Source organism: Streptomyces sp. NPDC017246, from assembly GCF_044331325.1.
Taxonomy (GTDB): domain Bacteria; phylum Actinomycetota; class Actinomycetes; order Streptomycetales; family Streptomycetaceae; genus Streptomyces.
Map to the genome: position 1 here is coordinate 35,351 of NZ_JBIRMW010000011.1, position 18,546 is coordinate 53,896.

Below are 18,546 nucleotides of genomic sequence, written 5' to 3' on the forward strand. Positions count from 1 at the left end.
TCCTCCTGCGGAGTGGTTCTGTACGCCTTGCTCATCGGCGCCAGGTGATCTTTGCTGGGATGCCATCCGCCGGGACCCGGACCCTCGGGTTTCGGGGGCTGAGCCCCGGCGACTGGTGTCAAGCCTAAAGCGTGAACTCGGAAGAGTTACTCGCCCTTGGCCTTCGCGATGATCTCCTCGGCGACGTTCCGCGGAACCTCGGCGTAGGAGTCGAACTGCATCGAGTAGCTTGCGCGACCCGAGGTCTTGCTGCGGAGGTCGCCGACGTAGCCGAACATCTCCGAAAGGGGCACGAGGCCCTTCACGACGCGAGCGCCGCTGCGCTCCTCCATGGCCTGAATCTGACCACGGCGGGAGTTGATGTCGCCGATGACCTCACCCATGTAGTCCTCGGGCGTGGTGACCTCGACGGACATCATGGGCTCGAGGATGACCGGCGAAGCCTTCCGCGCGGCCTCCTTGAAGGCCTGCGAACCGGCGATCTTGAACGCGAGCTCGGAGGAGTCGACCTCGTGGTAGCCACCGTCGAGAAGGATGACGCGGACGCCAGTCATCTCGTAGCCGGCCAGGATACCGAACTGCATGGCCTCCTGCGCACCCGCGTCGACCGAAGGGATGTACTCCTTCGGGATGCGGCCACCGGTGACCTTGTTCACGAACTCGTACGAGGCGTCGCCGTCCGTGATCGGCTCGATCGCGATCTGCACCTTGGCGAACTGACCGGTACCACCGGTCTGCTTCTTGTGGGTGTAGTCCACGCGCTCGACGGTCTTGCGGATCGTCTCGCGGTACGCGACCTGCGGCTTGCCGACGTTCGCCTCGACCTTGAACTCGCGACGCATACGGTCGACGAGGATGTCGAGGTGAAGCTCGCCCATACCACCGATGATGGTCTGGCCGGTCTCCTCGTCCGAGTGCACCTGGAAGGAGGGGTCCTCCTCCGCGAGACGCTGGATGGCAACACCCAGCTTCTCCTGGTCACCCTTGGACTTGGGCTCGATGGCGACCTGAATGACCGGCGCCGGGAAGTCCATGGACTCCAGGATGACCGGGTTCTTGTCGTCACACAGCGTCTCACCGGTGGTGGTCTGCTTGAGGCCCATGACGGCGACGATGTCGCCGGCGCCCACCGAGTCGATCTCCTCACGCTTGTTCGCGTGCATGCGGTAGATCTTGCCGATGCGCTCCTTCTTGCCCTTGACGGAGTTCAGCACCGCGGTGCCGGCCTCCAGGCGACCGGAGTAGATCCGGACGAAGGTGAGCTTGCCGAGGTGCGGGTCGCTCGCGATCTTGAACGCGAGAGCCGACAGCGGCTCGTCGTCGGACGGCTTGCGCTTGACGACAAGCTCGGCGTCCTTGACGTCGTGGCCCTCGATGGCCTCGACGTCCAGGGGCGACGGGAGGTAGCGGACGACAGCGTCGAGCAGGGGCTGGACGCCCTTGTTCTTGAACGCGGTGCCACAGAAGACGGGGGTGATCGTCTTCTCGCCGCCACCCTTGCCGGAGGCGATGGTGATACGACGGACAGCCGCGTACAGCTGCTCCTCGGTGGGCTCGACGCCCTCGAGGAAGAGCTCCATGAGCTCCTCGTCGTTCTCCGCGACGGTCTCGACCAGCTTCGCGCGCCACTCTTCGGCGAGCTCGGTGTGCGAGGCCGGGATGTCGACGACGTCGTACATCTCACCCTTGCTGGCCTCGGCGGACCAGACAAGCGCCTTCATGCGGACCAGGTCGACAACGCCCTGGAAGTCCATCTCGGAGCCGATGGGGAGCTGCATGACGATCGGGACGGCGCCGAGGCGCTCCACGATCATGTCGACGCAGCGGAGGAACTCGGCACCCGTACGGTCGAGCTTGTTGACGAAGCAGATACGCGGCACGCCGTAGCGGTCCGCCTGTCGCCAGACAGTCTCGGACTGGGGCTCGACGCCGGCCACACCGTCGAACACGGTGACAGCACCGTCGAGCACGCGCAGCGAACGCTCCACCTCGACGGTGAAGTCGACGTGACCCGGCGTGTCGATGATGTTGATCGTGTGATCGACATTCTCGAGCGGCCAGTGGCAGGTCGTCGCGGCAGACGTGATCGTGATGCCGCGCTCCTGCTCCTGCTCCATCCAGTCCATCGTGGCAGCGCCGTCGTGGACTTCACCGATCTTGTACGAAACGCCGGTGTAGAACAGGATCCGCTCGGTGGTGGTCGTCTTGCCCGCGTCGATGTGAGCCATGATGCCGATGTTGCGCACCTTGGCAAGGTCAAGCGAAGTGGTAGCCATATCGGCTCAGTCTTCTCTCGGTCTCGATGTGGGTTGCGACTACCAGCGGTAGTGCGCGAAGGCCTTGTTGGACTCGGCCATCTTGTGCGTGTCCTCACGCTTCTTGACGGCCGCACCGAGACCGTTCGAGGCGTCGAGGAGCTCGTTCATGAGGCGCTCGGTCATGGTCTTCTCACGACGGGCGCGGGAGTAACCCACGACCCAGCGGAGCGCCAGGGTCGCGGCGCGGCCCGGCTTGACCTCGATCGGCACCTGGTAGGTGGCGCCACCGACACGGCGGGACTTGACCTCGAGCGAGGGCTTGACGTTCTCAAGCGCGCGCTTCAGCGTGATGACCGGGTCAGCACCGGTCTTCTCGCGGAGGCCTTCCATGGCGCCGTAGACGATGCGCTCGGCGGTGGAGCGCTTGCCGTCCAGCAGGAGCTTGTTGATCAGCGAGGTGACAAGAGGAGAGCTGTAGACCGGGTCGATGATGACCGGGCGCTTCGGGGCGGGGCCCTTACGAGGCATTCTTACTTCTCCTTCTTGGCGCCGTAGCGGCTGCGAGCCTGCTTACGGTTCTTGACGCCCTGCGTGTCGAGGGAACCGCGGATGATCTTGTAGCGAACACCCGGCAGGTCCTTCACACGGCCACCACGCACGAGCACGATGGAGTGCTCCTGCAGGTTGTGACCCTCACCCGGGATGTAGGCCGTGACCTCGATGCCGGAGGTCAGACGCACACGCGCGACCTTACGGAGGGCCGAGTTCGGCTTCTTCGGGGTGGTCGTGAACACACGCGTGCAGACGCCACGACGCTGAGGGGAACCCTCGAGTGCGGGCGTCTTGTTCTTCTCGACCTTGTCCTGCCGGCCCTTCCGGACCAGCTGCTGGATCGTAGGCACTACTTCTCCGGTTTCTGTGTGCCGTCGGTGAAACTAACCTGAAACATTCGCCGACCCACGCGGTCGGGTGTGTCGAATCGCGCGGACCCTTCCACCGAGGCGGAAAGGCGCGGGATCACGGTGGCCGATATATGACTCGCCTTGCGGTTGAGGACACGCACGCGAGCCCAGGCACACCCCAGGCACAAGGCTTGAGCGTACCTATCGCATGGACTCCGGTCAAAACAAATGCCCACGCGCACGCGGCCCCGACCTCGGGAGGCCGGGGCCGGGCAAGATCGGGGCGGGGGCCGGATCCCAGATCCACCCGACCCCGGGCCGAGGGGCGGCCCGGGCCCGGGTCGCACGGCCCGTCGCCAACGGGACGCGCGGCAGCCGGTCTTGGGTCGCGGAGTGATCGATTCCGGGCCGGCGGTGCGCGATGCCGGGCTTCGGCCGTCTCCCCGCGGTCGGTCCAGGGCGGTCGCGCCGGAGTCCCGGAATCAGTCCCGGGCGGCGCGCCGGAGTCCCGGCAACAGTCCCGGACAGTACGCCGGGGTCCAGGGATCAGTCCCGGGCGGTGCGCCGGGGTCCCGGAATCAGTCCCGGGCGGCGCGCCGGAGTCCCGGAATCAGTCCCGGGCGGTGCGCCGGGGTCCCGGGGCCTCGGCGGGCGGCTCCGCCTCCGTGTCCGGCTCCAGGAACTGGTTGACGACCTTCACGAAGACGCCCATGCGTTCGTCGGGCACCCCGAGCCAGCGGGCGAAGTCCTCCATCGAGGGCTGCCAGTCGCTCGGCGGCAGCAGATCCGCCGCCATCGGGAGCTCCTCGGGAGTCACGCGGCCGGACCGGATCAGCATGTCGCGGACCGAGACGCCCAGCAGCGGGGCGATCCTGCGCATGGTCTCCAGGTCGGGCATGCTCTGCCGCTGCAACAGGCGCGTCACGGCGGCGCGATGCACTCCGGCCTCGTCCGCGATCCGGGACTTGCCGCCGCCGCGCGGGCTGTCGATGTCGTAGCCGCGCTGTCGCATCAGGCCTTCGACCCAGCCTGCGAACTCGTCCAGCCCACGAGTGGTCATGTACAGCTCCTCACTCCACTCCTCCAGGCTTCAACTCTAGCGTGCTTGCGCGCACAGAATTACCTGGTTTCGGGTACGCAACGTGTCGAATCGGTGAAGGCCCTCCCGGGAGTGGCCGCAGAAACTTGTTGCGCGCCCGCACGCAACATGTAACTCTGGCTCGCCGCCGCACTCGTCGGCCCCCTGAGCCCCAACGGCCCCACCGGCCCCACGGAGCCCCGGAGGCCCCGGACCGTGGAGAACCTCTTGCTCCCGATCGACCCCACCCCCTGGCAGGCCGCCGCAGCGTGCGCCGGCCTCTCCCCGTCCGTCGTCTTCGCCCGCCGCGCCAAGGAGGCGGCCCCCGCGCTGCGCGCCTGTGCCGGCTGCCCCGTCCGCCGCCAGTGCGAGAGCGCGGTGGCCCCCGCCGAGAGCTACTTCGACGGCGTCTGCGCCGGCCGCCTGTGGCGCAACGGACGTGCGGCGGACGCGGCACGCGTGGCGAAGGCGGTCGCCCTCGCCCCGACGTTCACCCGGAGCGGCCGCCGTGGCTGACCGCACCGCGATCACCGCCGGGTCCGACGGCGCCGCGCCGGCCACGGGCTCCGCCGCCGGCGTCGAGCTCGTGCTCCGTGACATCGCCCTCTGGACCACTTCCCTCGTGCGCCAGTTCCCCGAGCTCGCCGAGGAGCTCGCGCCCGGCCGCCGCGGCCCCGCCGGGAGCGCCCCGGCCCCCTCCCCCGCGGCCCGTGACGAGCAGATCCGCGAGGAGCGCCGCGAGGCGCTGCTCCTCCAGCAGCGACACGGGCTCGCCGTCCCCGGCCACGGCGCCGCGCCGATCCGGCTGCACGTCTCCGACGCCATCCGTGACATCACCGACGGGGTGGTGGAGCTGGAGGAGGCCGTGTGCGCCCGGCTCGCGCTGCCCCGGCCGCCCCGCGCCGGGGTGATCGACCGGCTCCGGCGGATGGTGGGGCTCCTCGACGCGATCGCCTCCGACCCCGACCTCGCCCGGCACGTACGGGACGAGATCCGCCGGATGGCACGGCGGTGCGCCCGGACCCTCGGCGACTCGGAGACGGTCGTCCGGGTGGCGGGCCGCTGCCCCTGGTGCGACTCGGTGTCGCTGCGGGCGTTCCCCGACCGTCGCGCGGTGCTCTGTGTGAACCCGGCCTGTGTGTGCACGGACGAGGTGTGCGGCTGCCAGGACGACCCCGCCTACCGGCACCTGTGGCCGGAGCGGGAGTGGACGGAGCTCGCGGCCGCCTCCGGAGCCCGCACCGAGGAGATCGAGGCGGCGATGGACGCGACGGACGGACCGCTGGACACGATGCCGAACGACACCGAGGAGACCGCGTGCTGAGCTCGATCGCCCTGCCGGCCCTGATTCCGGGACCGCTCGCCGCCGAGGAGGCGGGCGTCGCCCCCGCGACCATCCGCAAGTGGGTCCAGCTCGGTCATCTGCGGGCCGCGGGCAAGGCCGGCCGGGCGCAGCTCTTCCGCCTGGAGGACGTCTTCGCCGCCGAACGCACCGCGCGCCGTCGCGTCCGTACCGCCTGATCCGCCCCGCCCCCGCACCCACTCCCCGCTCCCCGCTCCCCGCTCCCGCAGCACCCTCCGTACGAGCAGCGCCCCGCGTCCTTCCCGGACGCGGGGCGCTTCGTCATGTCACCGGAGCCATGGCACCGGAGTCGTGTCATCGAGGTCGTGCCACCGCGGTCACGCCGCCAGGAACCGGCGGAGGGAGTCCGTGAAGGCGGTGACGAAGCGGTCGCGGGTCTCCTCGGGGACACGGTCAAGGGAGAGATAGGGGTTGAGGTCCTCCAGTTCGACGAGGAGCAGCTCGCCGCCGGGGGCTCGGCAGGCGTCCACGCGCTGGATGCCGTGGTCGAGGGTGTTCCAGTCGACGAAGCGGCGGGCGAAGGCGAGGTCGTCCTCGGTGGGCTCGTACGGCTCCAGGACCCAGCGGCGCTCGGGGTCGGGGGCGTACAGGGCGTACTGGAAGTGGTGGTCGACGTAATAGAAGGAGACCTCGTACCGGAAGTCGACGCGCGGCTGGACGAGGAGGTCGCCGTCTTCGAGGCCGAGACCGGTGAGATCTTCGCGGGGCAGGAAGACCAGGCCGATGGAGTCGGCCCCGGCCTTGGGCTTGACCGCGTACGCGGCGGCCTCGGGCAGCCGGTGGAGGTCCTCGGGCCGGTCGACGGTGGGGATGACGGGGTGTCCGGCGGCCGTCAGGTCGAGGAGGTACTGCTTGCCGGCCATGTCGCCGCGGCCGTGGAGCGGGTTGTAGACGCGGGTGCCGCGGGCCAGGGCCTGCTCGCGGAAGGCGTCGTACTCCTTTTGGTAGCCGAGGACCGGGCCGCTGTTCCGTACGACGACGGCGTCGAAGGCGTCCATGAGGGCGGCGGCGTCGAGCGGGTGGCAGAGCGCCAGGTCGAAGGTCTCGCGCAGCCGGGCGGTGAGGTGGATGTCCTCGTCGCAGTAGCGCCGTCCGCGGGCCGGGTAGGCGAGGTCGGTGACGTACAGAAGGCGGGGGCGGGCGGGCACGGGGCGGCTCCTCGATCGGTGGGGGCCAACTTATCGGGCACGCGTCCGGGGCTCGTGGGCCCGTACGGAAGGACGTGACGAAGGAACGCACGGAACTAGTTGCGTGCGCGCACGCTCTCTGTCACAGTTGGTGCAGCGGCGGAGCTGCGCCCGAACGACGGGCGGCGGCTTCGCCGTTCGCCGTCCGGGCGTGGCTCCGCGCCCCGCCCCCTCCCGCGGGAGCCCCCGGGCGGCGCCCCGTCCCGTACCCCTCTGCGAGGAGAACCCGTCATGACCACTCCCCCGAGTGCGTTCCCGGACGTCGAGAAGCTGGTCGTCGACGTCCTCAAGGCCGATCCCGCCCTGGCCGGCGCGACCATCGCGGTCAACGCGCCGGCGGGCTTCGACGGCACCCAGGCCGCCGTCCTGGTGAACCGCCGCGGCGGCGCCTGGATCGGCGACCTGCACGTCGACATGCCGCTGATCGAGTTCGAGGTGTACGGGCCGACGAAGAACGCCGCCCACGTCCTCGCCAACGGCGCCCGCCGGGCCCTGCTCGCCACCATCGGCAAGCAGATCGGCGCCAACAACGTCGTCCACGACGTCGAGGAGCAGGACGGACCGCGGTGGCTGCCCGACTACCTCTACCGGGGCGCCAACCGCTACCTGTGCGTCATCCGCCTCTCCCTGAGCGTGTTCTGAGCCCTGCGCGCCCCGCGCACCGGCGCTCGAACCACCGCTCACCCCACAGACCAGGCCCCGCCGTCCGGCGGGGCCTTTGCCGTACCCGGACCCGAGGTCCCGGGACGGTCGCCTCTCAACACAAGGAGAAACACACCATGGCTGGAAACAACTCCGCCGAGATCCGCGTCGCCGGTACCGGCAAGCTCTACGTGGCCGACGCCGGGACCGCCGCCCCTGCCACCTTCGGCACCGACGCCGCCGCCGACTGGACCGGTGCGGGCTGGAAGGACCTGGGCTTCACCACCGGCGACGGCGTCACCTTCGCGAAGAAGGACAAGCTGGAGGCCATCGACTCGTGGCAGTCGGTCTCCCCGGTGCACTACATCTACTCGGCCCGTGACCTCTCGCTGAAGTTCTCGCTGCTGCAGTTCAACGAACTGACGCTGCCCTTCTTCATGGGCGGCGGCGACGTCAAGGCCGAGCCGACGCCGGCGGTCGACACCTACCGCTACGAGATCGCCGAGCGCCCGTTCGCCGACGTGCGCGCCCTCGGCCTGGAGTTCACCGACGTGAAGGCCGGTGGCACGACCGCGGTCACGTACCGCTTCATCATCCCGCGCGGCCAGGTCACCGCGTCCGACGACATCAAGCTGGCCCGCAAGGCGGCCTCCCAGCTGGGCGTCACCTTCTCCGCCATGTCGAAGGGCGACGGCAAGCCGCTGGCGACCTTCCTCATGAAGGACAGCCAGTACAGCGCCACCAACTGACCCCTCTCCACCCGGGGCGGGACGGCCGACCGCCGTCCCGCCCCGCCCTTCTCCTCTTCTCCTCACCCGAACAAGGAGTACGCATCACCATGGCCCGTTTCGACGTCAACGCCGCCCGCGCCCAGCGACAGGAGGCCCACGGTCGCAAGTGGTCCTTCGAGCTGGACGGCGAGGCCTACACCCTTCCGACCGAGCTCAGCCGCGCCACCGCCAAGGGCCTGCGCAAGCTCGACGACAACGACGTGGACGGCCTGCTCGCACTCCTGATGGGTGAGGAGCAGTTCAGCCGCTTCGAACAGCACGACATCACCATGCAGGACATCGCCGCCATCCTTGAGGCCTACGGCAAGGAGACCGGGCTCGGCCTGGGGGAAGACTGAGCCTCGTCGCGTTCGTCGAAGAACACGCCGAGGCCCTTGAGGCCGACTTCCTCAGCCACTACGGGCTCGACCTCCTCGACTGGCACCGCGGAGAACTCTCCAGCCGTCGGGTGCTGGCCCTGATCAAGCATCTGCCGCGGGACAGCGCCCTTCAGCGCGAGATCCACGGCGAGGCCGCGGAGTGGTCCGTCACCGACCATCTGCTCGCGGCGACGGTGGACCATCTGGCCGCCGCGAACTGGATGTTCCAGTGCGTCAACGCGTCCGAGGACGGCGACCAGCCCGATCCGCCGCAGCCCGTTCCCCGTCCGGGCAGCAAGGACGAGGACGAGAGGACCGAAGGTCCGGACGAGCACGCCCCGGGGGCGGAGACCCCCGAGATCTCCCCGGGACAGCTCGCCCGCTTCTTCGGCTGAAGCCACCTCCCCCATGGCCCCCGGAGCCCTCTCCCGTCAGGGAGCGGACTCCGGGGGCGCTTCCTGTGCTCGCTCGGAGGTCATCTCCTCCTCCAACGCCCTGGCCCGGTCGGAGAGCCGGCGTCCCTTGCCCGTGCGCGGTTCCGGGCCGGCGGACTCGGCACCCCGGCGTTCGCCGCCGGACCCGGACTGGGCGGGCACCCCGAGGGGCGGCACGATCGGGCGGCCGCCCTTGCCGCGGACGACCTTGCGTACCGGCTGGGCGTTCCTGCGGGTACGGCTCTCCTGGGCGCTGACGAGGACGTCCGGCTCCGCGTCGGGCGCCGGCCCCTTCCGCTGCGCGGGCTCGGGTTCCCTGTGGTGCTCGGGCTCGGCTTCCTGATCCCGTTCGAGTTCGGTCCGCTGTTCGAACAGCTCGCGTTCCCTTCGTACCCGCTCCTCGGCCTCGACGACGGCGGCCGGCGGTTCGAGCAGCCGGGCGAAGGGCAGTGCGATCACCCGGGCACCGTCCCGTCCGCTGTCGACACGCCGCTCGGGGCGGCGGACTCCCCGCGCGTCACCCTGCCCCTGGGTGTAGGCGTCGGCGACACGCTTCTCGTACTCCCGTCGTATGCGCGGGAGTTCGTCCGACACCGCCTCGGCCCAGCCGGCGGTGAACGCCGCGGTCTCCCGGCGGTCGACCTCGGCCCGGGGCAGCACGACGAGGTCCTCGGTGGCGTACCCGTGAACCAGGACAAGCTCGGAAAGGCGTGCGAAAAGGTGAGGCAGATCGGGGTGGGACGCAAGCCAGTCGACGCCCCTCTCCCGACGGTTGGTTCCCGGCTCCGTTTCCATGCGTCAGTACTGCCTTCCAGCCCCCTGGGGTCCCCGCGCGCCCCTCGCGCCCCCCGCGCCCCGAGGTGGTCCGTTCCGGAGAGCGTCTTCCAGGTTACCCGGTCGAACAGAAGCCCTGTCAGCCGCCAACCCGTTCGGGAAACAAGCCAAAAGACACGCCGTCAGACGTTTCCCGCTCGACAAACACCGAACAGGTGTTCCACACTCTGTTCGCACAACAGTTCGAACACGTGGTGCCCCCGCTCCTCACTCCGCGGCGCCGCCACACACGCACGGGCAAGCAAACGGAAGGCAGGCGTCCATGACTCAGCAGGCCGAGGCATCGCGACCGCACATCCCGCTCCAGGACCGCCTCCGCCAGCTCCTCGACGGACCCGTCGCCCTCGACAAGAGAGCGTTGCTCGGCACGCTGTGCGCCGAGGTCACCCGCTGCGAGACCCTCGCGTACGCGGCCGGCTGGAACGACGCCCTCGCGACGGCGCGCCGCGGACACCGCCGGGACGAGGACGCCTAGCCGCCCCCGCTGCCCCCAGACGAACGAGCCCCTGCCGTGACCGGCAGGGGCTTTTCGGCGCTTGGCCCTCCCGGGCCGGAAGCGGAGCAACTCATGGCAGAAGTGACAAACGAGGATCTCTCGATCCTGATCGGCGGACTCAGGCACTACCTCTCGAAGGTCGACCACCACACGCTGCCCACCACCGAGTGGATGAAGCAGCAGCTGGCACCCGTCAACAAGCTGATCGAGGACCTCAAGGCAGAGCAGGAGAAGGTCGCCGAGGAAGTCATCAAGGCTCCGTGGGAGGAGACCCTTGAGCAGCTGGGCCTCGGCCCCGTGGCCGAGATCATCAAGAAGGGCCTCGAAGACGGCCTCGGGGCCGCCCTCATCTCCGGCCTCATCGCCGTCGGCGGCGTCATCGTCCCCATCCTCCTGGCCGCCCTCGGCGCCTTCCTGGTCTTCGAGCTGCAGAAGCGGCACGCCGCCAGGAACAGCACCAACGAGACGATCGGCCTCCGCCCGGACGGCAGCATCGGCCGACGGAACTTCTCGGAGATCCGGGACGAGAGAAACGGCGTCCCCCCCGGCGGCATGGCCGGCATCCCCGCGGACGCCAACTTCGACGCACTGCGCGGTCAGCTCGAACGGCTGAACCCGCACCTCGCGAAGTTCAACCTCCACGCCCCGTCGTTCGTCTCGAACTTCCGCAAGATGCCGACGAGGGGCGCGGAGGCGAAGGCGGACGTCGTCGAGAAGATCGCCCTCGCCGTCAAGGACGTCGACCACCGATCCATGGGCCTGGTCGCCAGCGGCATGGGCAAGATCAACGGCGCCGTGAAGAACGCGAACCCGCGGAAGACCGCCAAGTTCGCCGACGCCATCGGCAAGCTCAAGATCGCCATGACCGGGCTCGACGTGGACAAGGTGCCCAAGATGGCGACCTTCCAGAACGCGGCCAACGCGGCCAAGGACCTCGCCGACCACACGGGCACCCTCTCCGGGCGGATGCGCGCGTTCGCGGACGCGGTGCGCGATCTCAACAGCCAGATGAACCCCGCCTGACCCCCATCCCACCCCGAAAGGAGGTAACCCATGTCTCTCGTCAGAAACCTCAAGAACGCATCCACCGCCCTCGGCAACCTCAAGACGCAGGCATCCAACGCCGGCACCTCGATCAAGAAGGTCGGCGACGCCGGCAAGTCGGCCTCGGGTCAGCTCAAGAACCTCAAGACCGGGGCCCAGGGCTCCACCACCCAGCTCAAGAACCTGAAGACCGCCTCGGAGCAGGCCGAGCGGGCCATGAAGAAGGCCGGCGACACGGCACAGTCGGCCGGCGGCAAGCTCGGCAAGTACGAGTCCGGCGCCGGCAAGGCGGCCAAGGGCCAGGACAAGCTCAACAAGTCGATGAAGGGCAACTTCCTCATCCGGCTGCTCGAACTCTTCATGCCGCTCATCGAGGCGATCGTCGACATGGCGCTTCGCTCGAAGACGATGCAGACGGTCCTGAAGAAGGCGTTCAGCGCCATCAAGAGCGTCATCAGCTCCGTCATGAAGGCCATCGGGCCGATCATGAAGAAGGCCGGCGACCTGATCAAGACGGTCTGGAACGGCATCAAGAAGGCCATCTCCACCGTCGTCAAGGCCGTCGCCACCGTCATCAAGACCTACGTGAAGATCTGGAAGACGGTCATCACCACGGTCATGAAGGCGATCAAGGCCGTGATCAGCACGGTCTGGAACGGCATCAAGGCCGTCATCACGCCGGTGGTCAACTGGATCAAGAGCGCGATCCCGCAGGCCTTCAGCGCCGTCAAGGACAAGATGTCGTCCGTCTGGAACGGCCTCAAGGACATCGCGTCCCGGGCGTTCGACGGCATCAAGAGCGGGGTGAAGGGCCCGATCAACGCCGTCATCGGCCTGATCAACGGAATGATCGGCAGCCTCAACCGCGTCAAGGTCAGCGTCCCCGGCTGGGTCCCGGTCGTCGGCGGCAAGACCTTCGGCGTCAACATCCCGACCATCCCGATGCTCGCCACCGGTGGTGTCGTCATGCCGCGGCACGGCGGTGTCCCCGCGATCCTCGCCGAGGCCGGCGAGGCCGAGGCCGTCCTCCCGCTGTCCAAGCTGGACCGGCTGCTCGCCCTCACCGCCCAGCGCGCCCGCACCGCCCAGGGCCCGCAGGCGGCCGGGGCCGGCCTGCACATCGAGCACTACCACGCGGCCCGGAGCAGTGACCCGCACGCCACCGCCGCCGCGCTCATGTACCTCGTGAAGGCGCGTGGAGCACGCGCATGAGTGCCGCGCTCGCAGCCACTCCGAACTTCCGCGTGGCCGTCGCTCCGATGGGCAACCTGCGGCAGGGGCTGATCGGAGCGGGCGGCTCGCTGAAGAACCTGCGGCAGGACGTCCAGCGGGCCGCGAGCGGCGCCGCCGCGCTCGTCACCGCGGCCCGGAACGCGGGGACCCCCCTGCGGACCCTCGGCCAGAACGGCTCCGGCGCCGCCACCGCCGTGACCAGGATCCGCCGGTCCACCGCGCCCGCCCGCGTCCAGCGGATCGGCGCCGCCGCGGGCAAGGCCCGGGACGCCGCCCGCAAGATCGGGACCGGCGCCGGGGTCGTCCTCGGCCTGCTCCTGCCGCTGCTGCCCGTCACGGACGTCATCACCACCCTGATGGGCACCTTCGGCACGGTCATGACCATCGCCTCGATCGCCATGACGGGCATCAACCTCGCCATGCGGGCCAACCCGCTCGGCTTCGCCGTCGGCCTGATCGTGCCCATCGTCGCGTACCTGATCGAACTGGCCGTCAACTCCGAGACCGGTCAGCGGATCATCAGGCAGGTCCTCCAGCAGGCCCTGAAGGGCTTCCAGGCGGTCTGGAAGTTCATCCAGCCGTTCATGAAGCTCCTCGGCGAGGCCGTGGTCACGTACGCCAAGGCGTACCTGACCGTCTTCAAGACCGCGCTCAGGATCGTCGGAGCGGCCATCGAAGGGATCTCCAGGATCGGTTCCGCGGTCCGCTCCGCCACCAGCGCGCTGCGCGGCATCGCCTCCCGCACGATCGGCGGCATCAAGAGCGCCGTCCAGCCGGTCGTCCGCTGGATCACCGACAAGATCCCCGGCTTCTTCCACACCGCCAAGGACGCGGTGAGCAAGGCGCTGCGCGGTATCGGCGACCTGATCGAGGGCGCGCTGAGCGCCGTGCTCGGGGTCGTCAAGGGACCGATCAACGGTCTCATCGCCTTCGCCAACTGGATCATCGACGGGCTCAACAAGCTCAGCTTCGAAATCCCTCTCACCGGCAAGAAGTTCGGCGTCGAACTCGACAAGCTCCCCATGCTCGCCGAGGGCGGCATCGTCTCCCCCGGAACCGCGGACGACTACCGCATCGACTCGCTCGCCCAGCTGGAGACCCGCCGCGTCCCGGCCCTCGACGACCCCCTCCCGGGGCCGCACCGCATCCGGGACTTCCACGAGGAGCCCGGCGCCGGCCCCCGGTCGACCGCCGAGGACCTGCTCTTCCTCGCGACCGCCCACCGCTGACCGCCGCCCCCAGCCGACCGGCTGACCCCATCCCAAGTGAGGTGACGGCCCCATGGCCGAGACCACGACCCCGTATGCCGGAAACTCCTACATCGCCGACCTCGCGCCCGGCTCGCTCATCACCCAGGACGGGCAGATGCAGTGGGCCGGGCTCCTCATGGGCCCCGGCACCCCCTTCGCCGTCGACAAGTCCGGCCTGTCGGGCTGGGAGGACCTGCCCGAGTACGACTCCTCCGACGCCGACCGTCCCACCTCCCACGGCGCCTGGCCGGGCTCCCGCTACGCCAAGCCGCGCAAGGTCGGCGGCACCATCGTGCTGATGCCGGAGTACGGCGCCGTCGCGGGGGCCCTCCGGGCCCTGCGGCAGTCGCTCGCCCTCCTCGACGAGGAGCGCTGGCTCACCGTCCGGCTGCACGGCGAACTGCTCGCCGTCCGCGCCCGGATCGCCCAGCGCGTGGTCCCGGCGGACCAGGGCTTCGCCACCCAGGGCAGCTCCCGCATGTCCGTCCAGTGGCTGGCCGCCGACCCGCGCCGTTACGTCGTCAACGAGCAGATCGCCACGACCAGTCCCCCGCAGCCGGAGTCGGGGCTCACCTGGCCGCTGACCTGGCCGCTCTCCTGGGGTCAGGCCAAGAGCACCGGTGACGCGGTCGTCGAGAACACCGGTTCGGCCCCGGTCCACCCGGTCATCGTCTTCCGCGGCCCGTGCTCCATGCCGACCGTCACCGAGCGGGTCAGCAGGCGCCGGCTGCGGTACGCGATCGACCTGACCGCCGGCGACGAACTCACCGTCGACACCCGCGCGGGCACGGTCATGCTCAACAACTCCGCCTCCCGCCTGCACACCGCGATGGCCGACTCCACCCCGGAAGAGCTGTTCGTGATCGACCCCGGTCGTAGCGACCTGTCCTTCCGGCCCGAAGAGGGCACCGAGGACGCGCTGATGACCGTGCGGTGGCGCAGCGCCGAGTGGTGACGAGGACGCCCCGACCGTCCGCCGCCGTCCGCCGGCCGCCTCCGGGCGCCGGCGGTCGGCGGTTCCTCCGCACCGACCACCCCGACCCGACCCCTCCGGAGAGGTGACCCCATGACCGTTCGCGCCGCTTGGCTCCCGTCCACCGGCCAGACCCGCGAGGACACCCGCCTGACCCTCGCCGCCCTGCTCACCCCCAGCGGCCAGAGCGCCGCGGAGACCCCCCTGCGCTCGCGTGCGGGCATTCTGCCGGGCGGCTTCGCCCTGACCGGCGGCGCGCCCATGCAGGTCACCATCGGCACCGGCCGCGCGATCGTCCAGGGCAACGACACCGCCCAGGGTGCCTACCTGGTCGCCGCCACCGCGCCAGAGAGCTTCACCCTCGCGGACGGCGACCCGCAGTACGACCGCATCGACCTGGTCGAACTGGCCGTGATGGACGACGTCCACGACCATTCGGGCGCCACCGCGGCGGTCGTACGCGTGGTCCAGGGCACCCCCCAGGCCGTGCCCGCCGTCCCGCAGGCCGGGCCGGGCAGCACGATTCCGCTGTACACGGTCAACGTGCCGAAGGGCACGTCGGCCGGCACCGGCGGGATCGCCTGGGCCACCGCCGTCACCACCATGCACTGGCCGGTCGTCGCCCTCGGCGGGATCATGCCCGCCAGCGGCTTCAAGGGCGCCTACGTCGGCCAGTACCGGGACACGGCGGGCCTCTTCCAGCGCTGGGACGGCACGACCTGGGTCTCGTACCCCAAGGCCATCGGCGGCATCGCCCCGAGCGGTACGGCCGCCGGCGCCTACGTCGGCCAGTACCGGGACAACAACGGCGGACTGCAGCGCTGGAACGGTTCCGCCTGGCAGTACGTCGAGGGCACCTCGACCGTGCTGTTCAACGCCACTCAGGGACTGACCACGCAGGCGCAGACCGTCGCCCCCAGCACCTGGACCGTCCTCAACCTGCCCACCGTGGAGGTCGACGACGCCGCCGCCTGGACCTCGAACACCACCTACGTCGTGCCGCGCACCGGCTGGTGGCGGATCTCCGCGCACGCCACCTGGGCCAACGACGCCCAGACCGGCATGCGCGGCGCCCGCGTCGTGGTCGGCGGCGTCGGACAGACCCGGCTGACCTGGCTCACCCCCGCCGGCAACGGCGCCATCTCCGTGGGCGGCAGCGGCGTGACCAGGCTCGTGGCCGGCGAGACCCTCCAGCTGGCCGGCTACCACAGCCACACCGCGGCGATCAAAACCCTCGGCGGCTCGGGCTACGCCTGCAGCCTCTCCGCCGAGTGGATCAGGTCCTGACACCCCCGACCGCCGAACCGTCCCCCGACTCCTCGAACGGAGAAACCCCATGAACCTGCGCAGCAGCTGGGTCGCCGAGACCGGCCAGACCCGCGAGGACACCCGGCTCACCCAGACCGGTGTCACCACCATGACGAACCCCGTCCAGGTCCGCTCCGGCGTCCTGCCCGGCTCGTACGGCGGCCAGTACCGGCTCTCCGGCTTCTGGACCTTCGGCTCCGCCGCCATGTCGGCGACCGTCTCCGAGGGCCGCGCCGTCATCCAGGGCGAGATCTCCCAGGGCGTCTTCCCGGTGACGCTGCCGGCCTCCGAGGTCGTGACCTTCGCGCCCGGCAACGCCCTGTACAGCCGCGTCGACCTGCTCGTCCTGAAGGTCTACGACAAGCTCTACGACGGCGGTACGCGCTCCGAAGCCACGATCGAGATCATCCAGGGCGCGGCCACACAGGACCCGAAGGCTCCGGCCGTCCCGCCGCGCTGCCTCCCGCTGTACGAGGTGACCGTCCCCGCAGGTGCCAGCGCGGGCAACGGCGGCATCCCCTGGGCCAGCGCGCTCCGGGACCTGCGGACCCCGGTCGTCGCCCTCGGCGGCATCCTCCCGGTCGAGGGCGCGTCCCTGCCGGGCGCCTACCCCGGCCAGTACCAGGACTCGGGCGGCGCGCTCCAGCGCTGGGACGGCGGCGCCTGGGTCTCGTACCCCTCGGCGCTCGGCGGCATCATCCCGTCCTCCGCGTCCACCACACCGGCGAGCTACACGGGCCAGTACCGCGACTCGACGAACGGCAAGCTCCAGCGCTGGGACGGTTCCACGTGGGTCCCGGTCGTCGCGGGCCCGTACTTCGTCGACAACCGCGACTACGGCGACACCACGTCGACCACGTACACCTCCACGCTCGCGGGCCGCATCACCAACCCGCTCACGCTCTCCTTCGTCGCCCCGCCGTCGAGGGCGGTCGTCATCAGCTTCGGCGCCAAGCTGCGGTCGACGAGCCCCGACCACTACGCGTTCATGGCGGTCAAGCTCACGCAGGGCGCCACGGTCATCGCCGACCTCGAGGACGACTACGCGGCGCTCGCCGCCAGCCTGAACATGGTCTCGGTGTCCACCACGACCCGCCAGTCCGGCCTGACCGCGGGCGCGACGTACACCCTCACGGCCTTCTTCCGGGTCGTCGCCAACACCCTCACCCTCAAGGCCGGCTTCGACAACACCTTCATCAAGGTCGACCCGCTGCCGTAGTCCCGGCTCCCCCAACCGACAGGAGAAAACCATGGCACTGCGCAGCGGCTGGCTTCCGCCGACCGGGCAGACCCGTGTCACCACCCGCCTCACCGCCCACGGCGCCACCACGCCGGTCAACCCGCTCGCCTCGCGCTCCGGCATCCTGCCCGGCTCGGTCGACGGCAAGTACCGGGTCGGCGGCCTCTCGTTGAGCGACAGCGGTCCCATGAGCGCGACCGTCTACGCCGGGCGCGCCGTCGTCCAGGGCCCGAACGCCCAGGGCGCGTACCCCGTCACCCTCGACGCGGACACCGTCCTCACCTTCGGCGACGGCGATCCGGTCAACCCGCGCGTCGACCTCGTCGTCCTGCGCGTGTACGACGACGAGTTCGACAACCTGACCAGGAGCGAAGCCGCCCTGGAGATCATCAAGGGCACGCCGAAGGCACAGCCGGCCGCGCCGAACGTCCCCGCGCTCTCCCTCCCCCTCTTCTCGGTCAGGGTGGAGAAGTCGGCCTCGGCCGGCACCGGCGGCATCGCCTGGTCGGGCGGGGCCGTCACCGACCTGCGGACCACCCTCGCCGGCGTGGGCGGCATCCTGCCCGTCTACAACAACGCCGGTGTGCCCGGCTCCTACCCCGGCCAGTACCAGGACAACGACAACGCCCACTACCTCCAGCGCTGGGACGGCAACGGCTGGGTCGCGTACCCGAAGGAGATCGGCGGCATCGCCCCCGGCGGAGCGATCTCCACCGGCGGCTACACCGGCCAGTTCCGCGACAGCAACGGGACCCTCCAGCGCTGGAACGGCAACTCCTGGGCCAACTACCAGCCGCCGGTGGAGGTGGAGACCACCAACAGCGGCGTGACCCCGCTGCCCAACTGGACGGTGGTGTCCTTCTCCGCCCGGCGCTCCCGGGGCCTCGCGACCGTCCTCGTCACCGTCACCCGCAGCGGCGCCACCGTCAACGCCGAGAGCGCCGGCAACATCACCGACGAGCCGCTGTGCACCCTGCCCGCCGGGTGGCGCCCGGCCTTCGACTACGAGGCCGCCGCCTGCGACGGCTTCGGCAGCGGCGGCGCCTACGTCTCGCCCGGCGGGCAGGTCAACCTGCGCACCTGGTCGTCCAACGGCGCCCTCGTCGCCGGCCGGAACATCCGCGTCTCCGCGACCTACGTCCTCTGAGGGGGTT

The 18,546-nt window shown here is 70.2% G+C and carries 21 protein-coding genes; 15 read left to right on the top strand and 6 right to left on the bottom strand.

Annotated features, from left to right (window positions below):
* Positions 1 to 146: 146 nt before the first annotated feature.
* From fusA to ACH4MY_RS24550, 4 genes are all read right to left on the bottom strand, one after another.
* Positions 147 to 2,276: an elongation factor G gene (gene fusA, locus ACH4MY_RS24535; RefSeq protein ID WP_398005858.1), complete on the bottom strand. Its 2,130-nt coding sequence runs from the start codon at positions 2,274 to 2,276 to the stop codon at positions 147 to 149.
* Between the two features lie 39 nt (positions 2,277 to 2,315).
* Complete coding sequence (gene rpsG, locus ACH4MY_RS24540; RefSeq protein WP_398005859.1) at positions 2,316 to 2,786, bottom strand: 30S ribosomal protein S7; 471 nt, start codon at positions 2,784 to 2,786, stop codon at positions 2,316 to 2,318.
* Between the two features lie 2 nt (positions 2,787 to 2,788).
* Complete coding sequence (rpsL, locus tag ACH4MY_RS24545) at positions 2,789 to 3,160, bottom strand: 30S ribosomal protein S12 (RefSeq protein WP_003948652.1); 372 nt, start codon at positions 3,158 to 3,160, stop codon at positions 2,789 to 2,791.
* A 610-nt stretch (positions 3,161 to 3,770) separates the two neighbouring features.
* Positions 3,771 to 4,220, bottom strand: a complete 450-nt coding sequence (locus ACH4MY_RS24550) for a helix-turn-helix domain-containing protein (RefSeq protein ID WP_398005860.1) — start codon at positions 4,218 to 4,220, stop codon at positions 3,771 to 3,773.
* A 234-nt stretch (positions 4,221 to 4,454) separates the two neighbouring features.
* Between ACH4MY_RS24550 and ACH4MY_RS24555 the strand changes: the two genes are divergently transcribed.
* The 3 genes from ACH4MY_RS24555 to ACH4MY_RS24565 are packed head-to-tail and all read left to right on the top strand — an operon-like array spanning position 4,455 to position 5,759.
* Positions 4,455 to 4,754 carry a WhiB family transcriptional regulator gene (locus ACH4MY_RS24555; protein ID WP_398005861.1) on the top strand — a complete coding sequence of 100 codons (300 nt, stop codon included), beginning with the start codon at positions 4,455 to 4,457 and terminating at the stop codon, positions 4,752 to 4,754.
* Positions 4,747 to 5,562: a hypothetical protein gene (locus ACH4MY_RS24560; protein ID WP_398005862.1), complete on the top strand. Its 816-nt coding sequence runs from the start codon at positions 4,747 to 4,749 to the stop codon at positions 5,560 to 5,562. Before ACH4MY_RS24555 ends, ACH4MY_RS24560 begins: the two co-directional genes overlap by 8 nt.
* The gene (locus ACH4MY_RS24565) at positions 5,556 to 5,759 is read left to right on the top strand and encodes a hypothetical protein (protein ID WP_398005863.1); all 204 of its coding nucleotides are present in this window, start codon (positions 5,556 to 5,558) and stop codon (positions 5,757 to 5,759) included. Before ACH4MY_RS24560 ends, ACH4MY_RS24565 begins: the two co-directional genes overlap by 7 nt.
* Before the next feature lie 159 nt (positions 5,760 to 5,918).
* On the opposite strand, the gene ACH4MY_RS24570 is transcribed toward ACH4MY_RS24565, so the two are convergent.
* The gene (locus ACH4MY_RS24570; protein WP_398005864.1) at positions 5,919 to 6,749 is read right to left on the bottom strand and encodes a hypothetical protein; all 831 of its coding nucleotides are present in this window, start codon (positions 6,747 to 6,749) and stop codon (positions 5,919 to 5,921) included.
* A 270-nt stretch (positions 6,750 to 7,019) separates the two neighbouring features.
* Between ACH4MY_RS24570 and ACH4MY_RS24575 the strand changes: the two genes are divergently transcribed.
* From ACH4MY_RS24575 to ACH4MY_RS24590, 4 genes are all read left to right on the top strand, one after another.
* Positions 7,020 to 7,430 carry a hypothetical protein gene (locus ACH4MY_RS24575; protein ID WP_189831632.1) on the top strand — a complete coding sequence of 137 codons (411 nt, stop codon included), beginning with the start codon at positions 7,020 to 7,022 and terminating at the stop codon, positions 7,428 to 7,430.
* Between the two features lie 137 nt (positions 7,431 to 7,567).
* Positions 7,568 to 8,179 (top strand): phage tail protein, encoded by a 612-nt coding sequence (locus ACH4MY_RS24580; RefSeq protein ID WP_398005865.1) that lies wholly within the window; start codon positions 7,568 to 7,570, stop codon positions 8,177 to 8,179.
* A gap of 89 nt (positions 8,180 to 8,268) precedes the next feature.
* Positions 8,269 to 8,559: a hypothetical protein gene (locus tag ACH4MY_RS24585; RefSeq protein WP_398005866.1), complete on the top strand. Its 291-nt coding sequence runs from the start codon at positions 8,269 to 8,271 to the stop codon at positions 8,557 to 8,559.
* Positions 8,560 to 8,672: 113 nt separating this feature from the next.
* Positions 8,673 to 8,975, top strand: a complete 303-nt coding sequence (locus tag ACH4MY_RS24590) for a hypothetical protein (protein WP_398006084.1) — start codon at positions 8,673 to 8,675, stop codon at positions 8,973 to 8,975.
* Positions 8,976 to 9,011: 36 nt separating this feature from the next.
* On the opposite strand, the gene ACH4MY_RS24595 is transcribed toward ACH4MY_RS24590, so the two are convergent.
* Positions 9,012 to 9,674 (bottom strand): hypothetical protein, encoded by a 663-nt coding sequence (locus ACH4MY_RS24595; protein ID WP_398005867.1) that lies wholly within the window; start codon positions 9,672 to 9,674, stop codon positions 9,012 to 9,014.
* 436 nt (positions 9,675 to 10,110) lie between these two features.
* Here ACH4MY_RS24595 and ACH4MY_RS24600 point away from each other — a divergent pair, with 436 nt between their 5' ends.
* From ACH4MY_RS24600 to ACH4MY_RS24635, 8 genes are all read left to right on the top strand, one after another.
* Positions 10,111 to 10,323, top strand: a complete 213-nt coding sequence (locus ACH4MY_RS24600; RefSeq protein WP_398005868.1) for a hypothetical protein — start codon at positions 10,111 to 10,113, stop codon at positions 10,321 to 10,323.
* A gap of 93 nt (positions 10,324 to 10,416) precedes the next feature.
* Positions 10,417 to 11,367 carry a hypothetical protein gene (locus ACH4MY_RS24605; RefSeq protein WP_398005869.1) on the top strand — a complete coding sequence of 317 codons (951 nt, stop codon included), beginning with the start codon at positions 10,417 to 10,419 and terminating at the stop codon, positions 11,365 to 11,367.
* Between the two features lie 30 nt (positions 11,368 to 11,397).
* Entirely contained in the window at positions 11,398 to 12,600 is a 1,203-nt protein-coding gene (locus ACH4MY_RS24610) for a phage tail protein (protein WP_398005870.1), read from the top strand.
* Positions 12,597 to 13,850 (top strand): tape-measure protein, encoded by a 1,254-nt coding sequence (locus ACH4MY_RS24615; RefSeq protein ID WP_398005871.1) that lies wholly within the window; start codon positions 12,597 to 12,599, stop codon positions 13,848 to 13,850. Before ACH4MY_RS24610 ends, ACH4MY_RS24615 begins: the two co-directional genes overlap by 4 nt.
* A 52-nt stretch (positions 13,851 to 13,902) precedes the next feature.
* A complete protein-coding gene (locus ACH4MY_RS24620) occupies positions 13,903 to 14,826 on the top strand; it encodes a phage distal tail protein (protein ID WP_398005872.1) in 924 nt (307 codons plus the stop codon).
* A 111-nt stretch (positions 14,827 to 14,937) separates the two neighbouring features.
* Complete coding sequence (locus ACH4MY_RS24625) at positions 14,938 to 16,131, top strand: hypothetical protein (protein WP_398005873.1); 1,194 nt, start codon at positions 14,938 to 14,940, stop codon at positions 16,129 to 16,131.
* Between the two features lie 49 nt (positions 16,132 to 16,180).
* Positions 16,181 to 17,371 (top strand): hypothetical protein, encoded by a 1,191-nt coding sequence (locus tag ACH4MY_RS24630; protein WP_398005874.1) that lies wholly within the window; start codon positions 16,181 to 16,183, stop codon positions 17,369 to 17,371.
* A gap of 31 nt (positions 17,372 to 17,402) precedes the next feature.
* Positions 17,403 to 18,539 (top strand): hypothetical protein, encoded by a 1,137-nt coding sequence (locus ACH4MY_RS24635; protein WP_398005875.1) that lies wholly within the window; start codon positions 17,403 to 17,405, stop codon positions 18,537 to 18,539.
* Positions 18,540 to 18,546: the final 7 nt, after the last annotated feature.

Coding starts and splice junctions, on each gene's coding strand:
- ACH4MY_RS24550 (WP_398005860.1), bottom strand. CDS start 4,220: ATGACCACTCGTGGGCTGGACGAGTTCGCAGGCTGGGTCGAAGGCCTG.
- ACH4MY_RS24630 (WP_398005874.1), top strand. CDS start 16,181: ATGAACCTGCGCAGCAGCTGGGTCGCCGAGACCGGCCAGACCCGCGAG.
- rpsG (WP_398005859.1), bottom strand. CDS start 2,786: ATGCCTCGTAAGGGCCCCGCCCCGAAGCGCCCGGTCATCATCGACCCG.
- ACH4MY_RS24580 (WP_398005865.1), top strand. CDS start 7,568: ATGGCTGGAAACAACTCCGCCGAGATCCGCGTCGCCGGTACCGGCAAG.
- ACH4MY_RS24625 (WP_398005873.1), top strand. CDS start 14,938: ATGACCGTTCGCGCCGCTTGGCTCCCGTCCACCGGCCAGACCCGCGAG.
- fusA (WP_398005858.1), bottom strand. CDS start 2,276: ATGGCTACCACTTCGCTTGACCTTGCCAAGGTGCGCAACATCGGCATC.
- ACH4MY_RS24575 (WP_189831632.1), top strand. CDS start 7,020: ATGACCACTCCCCCGAGTGCGTTCCCGGACGTCGAGAAGCTGGTCGTC.
- ACH4MY_RS24620 (WP_398005872.1), top strand. CDS start 13,903: ATGGCCGAGACCACGACCCCGTATGCCGGAAACTCCTACATCGCCGAC.
- ACH4MY_RS24585 (WP_398005866.1), top strand. CDS start 8,269: ATGGCCCGTTTCGACGTCAACGCCGCCCGCGCCCAGCGACAGGAGGCC.
- ACH4MY_RS24635 (WP_398005875.1), top strand. CDS start 17,403: ATGGCACTGCGCAGCGGCTGGCTTCCGCCGACCGGGCAGACCCGTGTC.
- ACH4MY_RS24600 (WP_398005868.1), top strand. CDS start 10,111: ATGACTCAGCAGGCCGAGGCATCGCGACCGCACATCCCGCTCCAGGAC.
- ACH4MY_RS24605 (WP_398005869.1), top strand. CDS start 10,417: ATGGCAGAAGTGACAAACGAGGATCTCTCGATCCTGATCGGCGGACTC.
- ACH4MY_RS24615 (WP_398005871.1), top strand. CDS start 12,597: ATGAGTGCCGCGCTCGCAGCCACTCCGAACTTCCGCGTGGCCGTCGCT.
- ACH4MY_RS24610 (WP_398005870.1), top strand. CDS start 11,398: ATGTCTCTCGTCAGAAACCTCAAGAACGCATCCACCGCCCTCGGCAAC.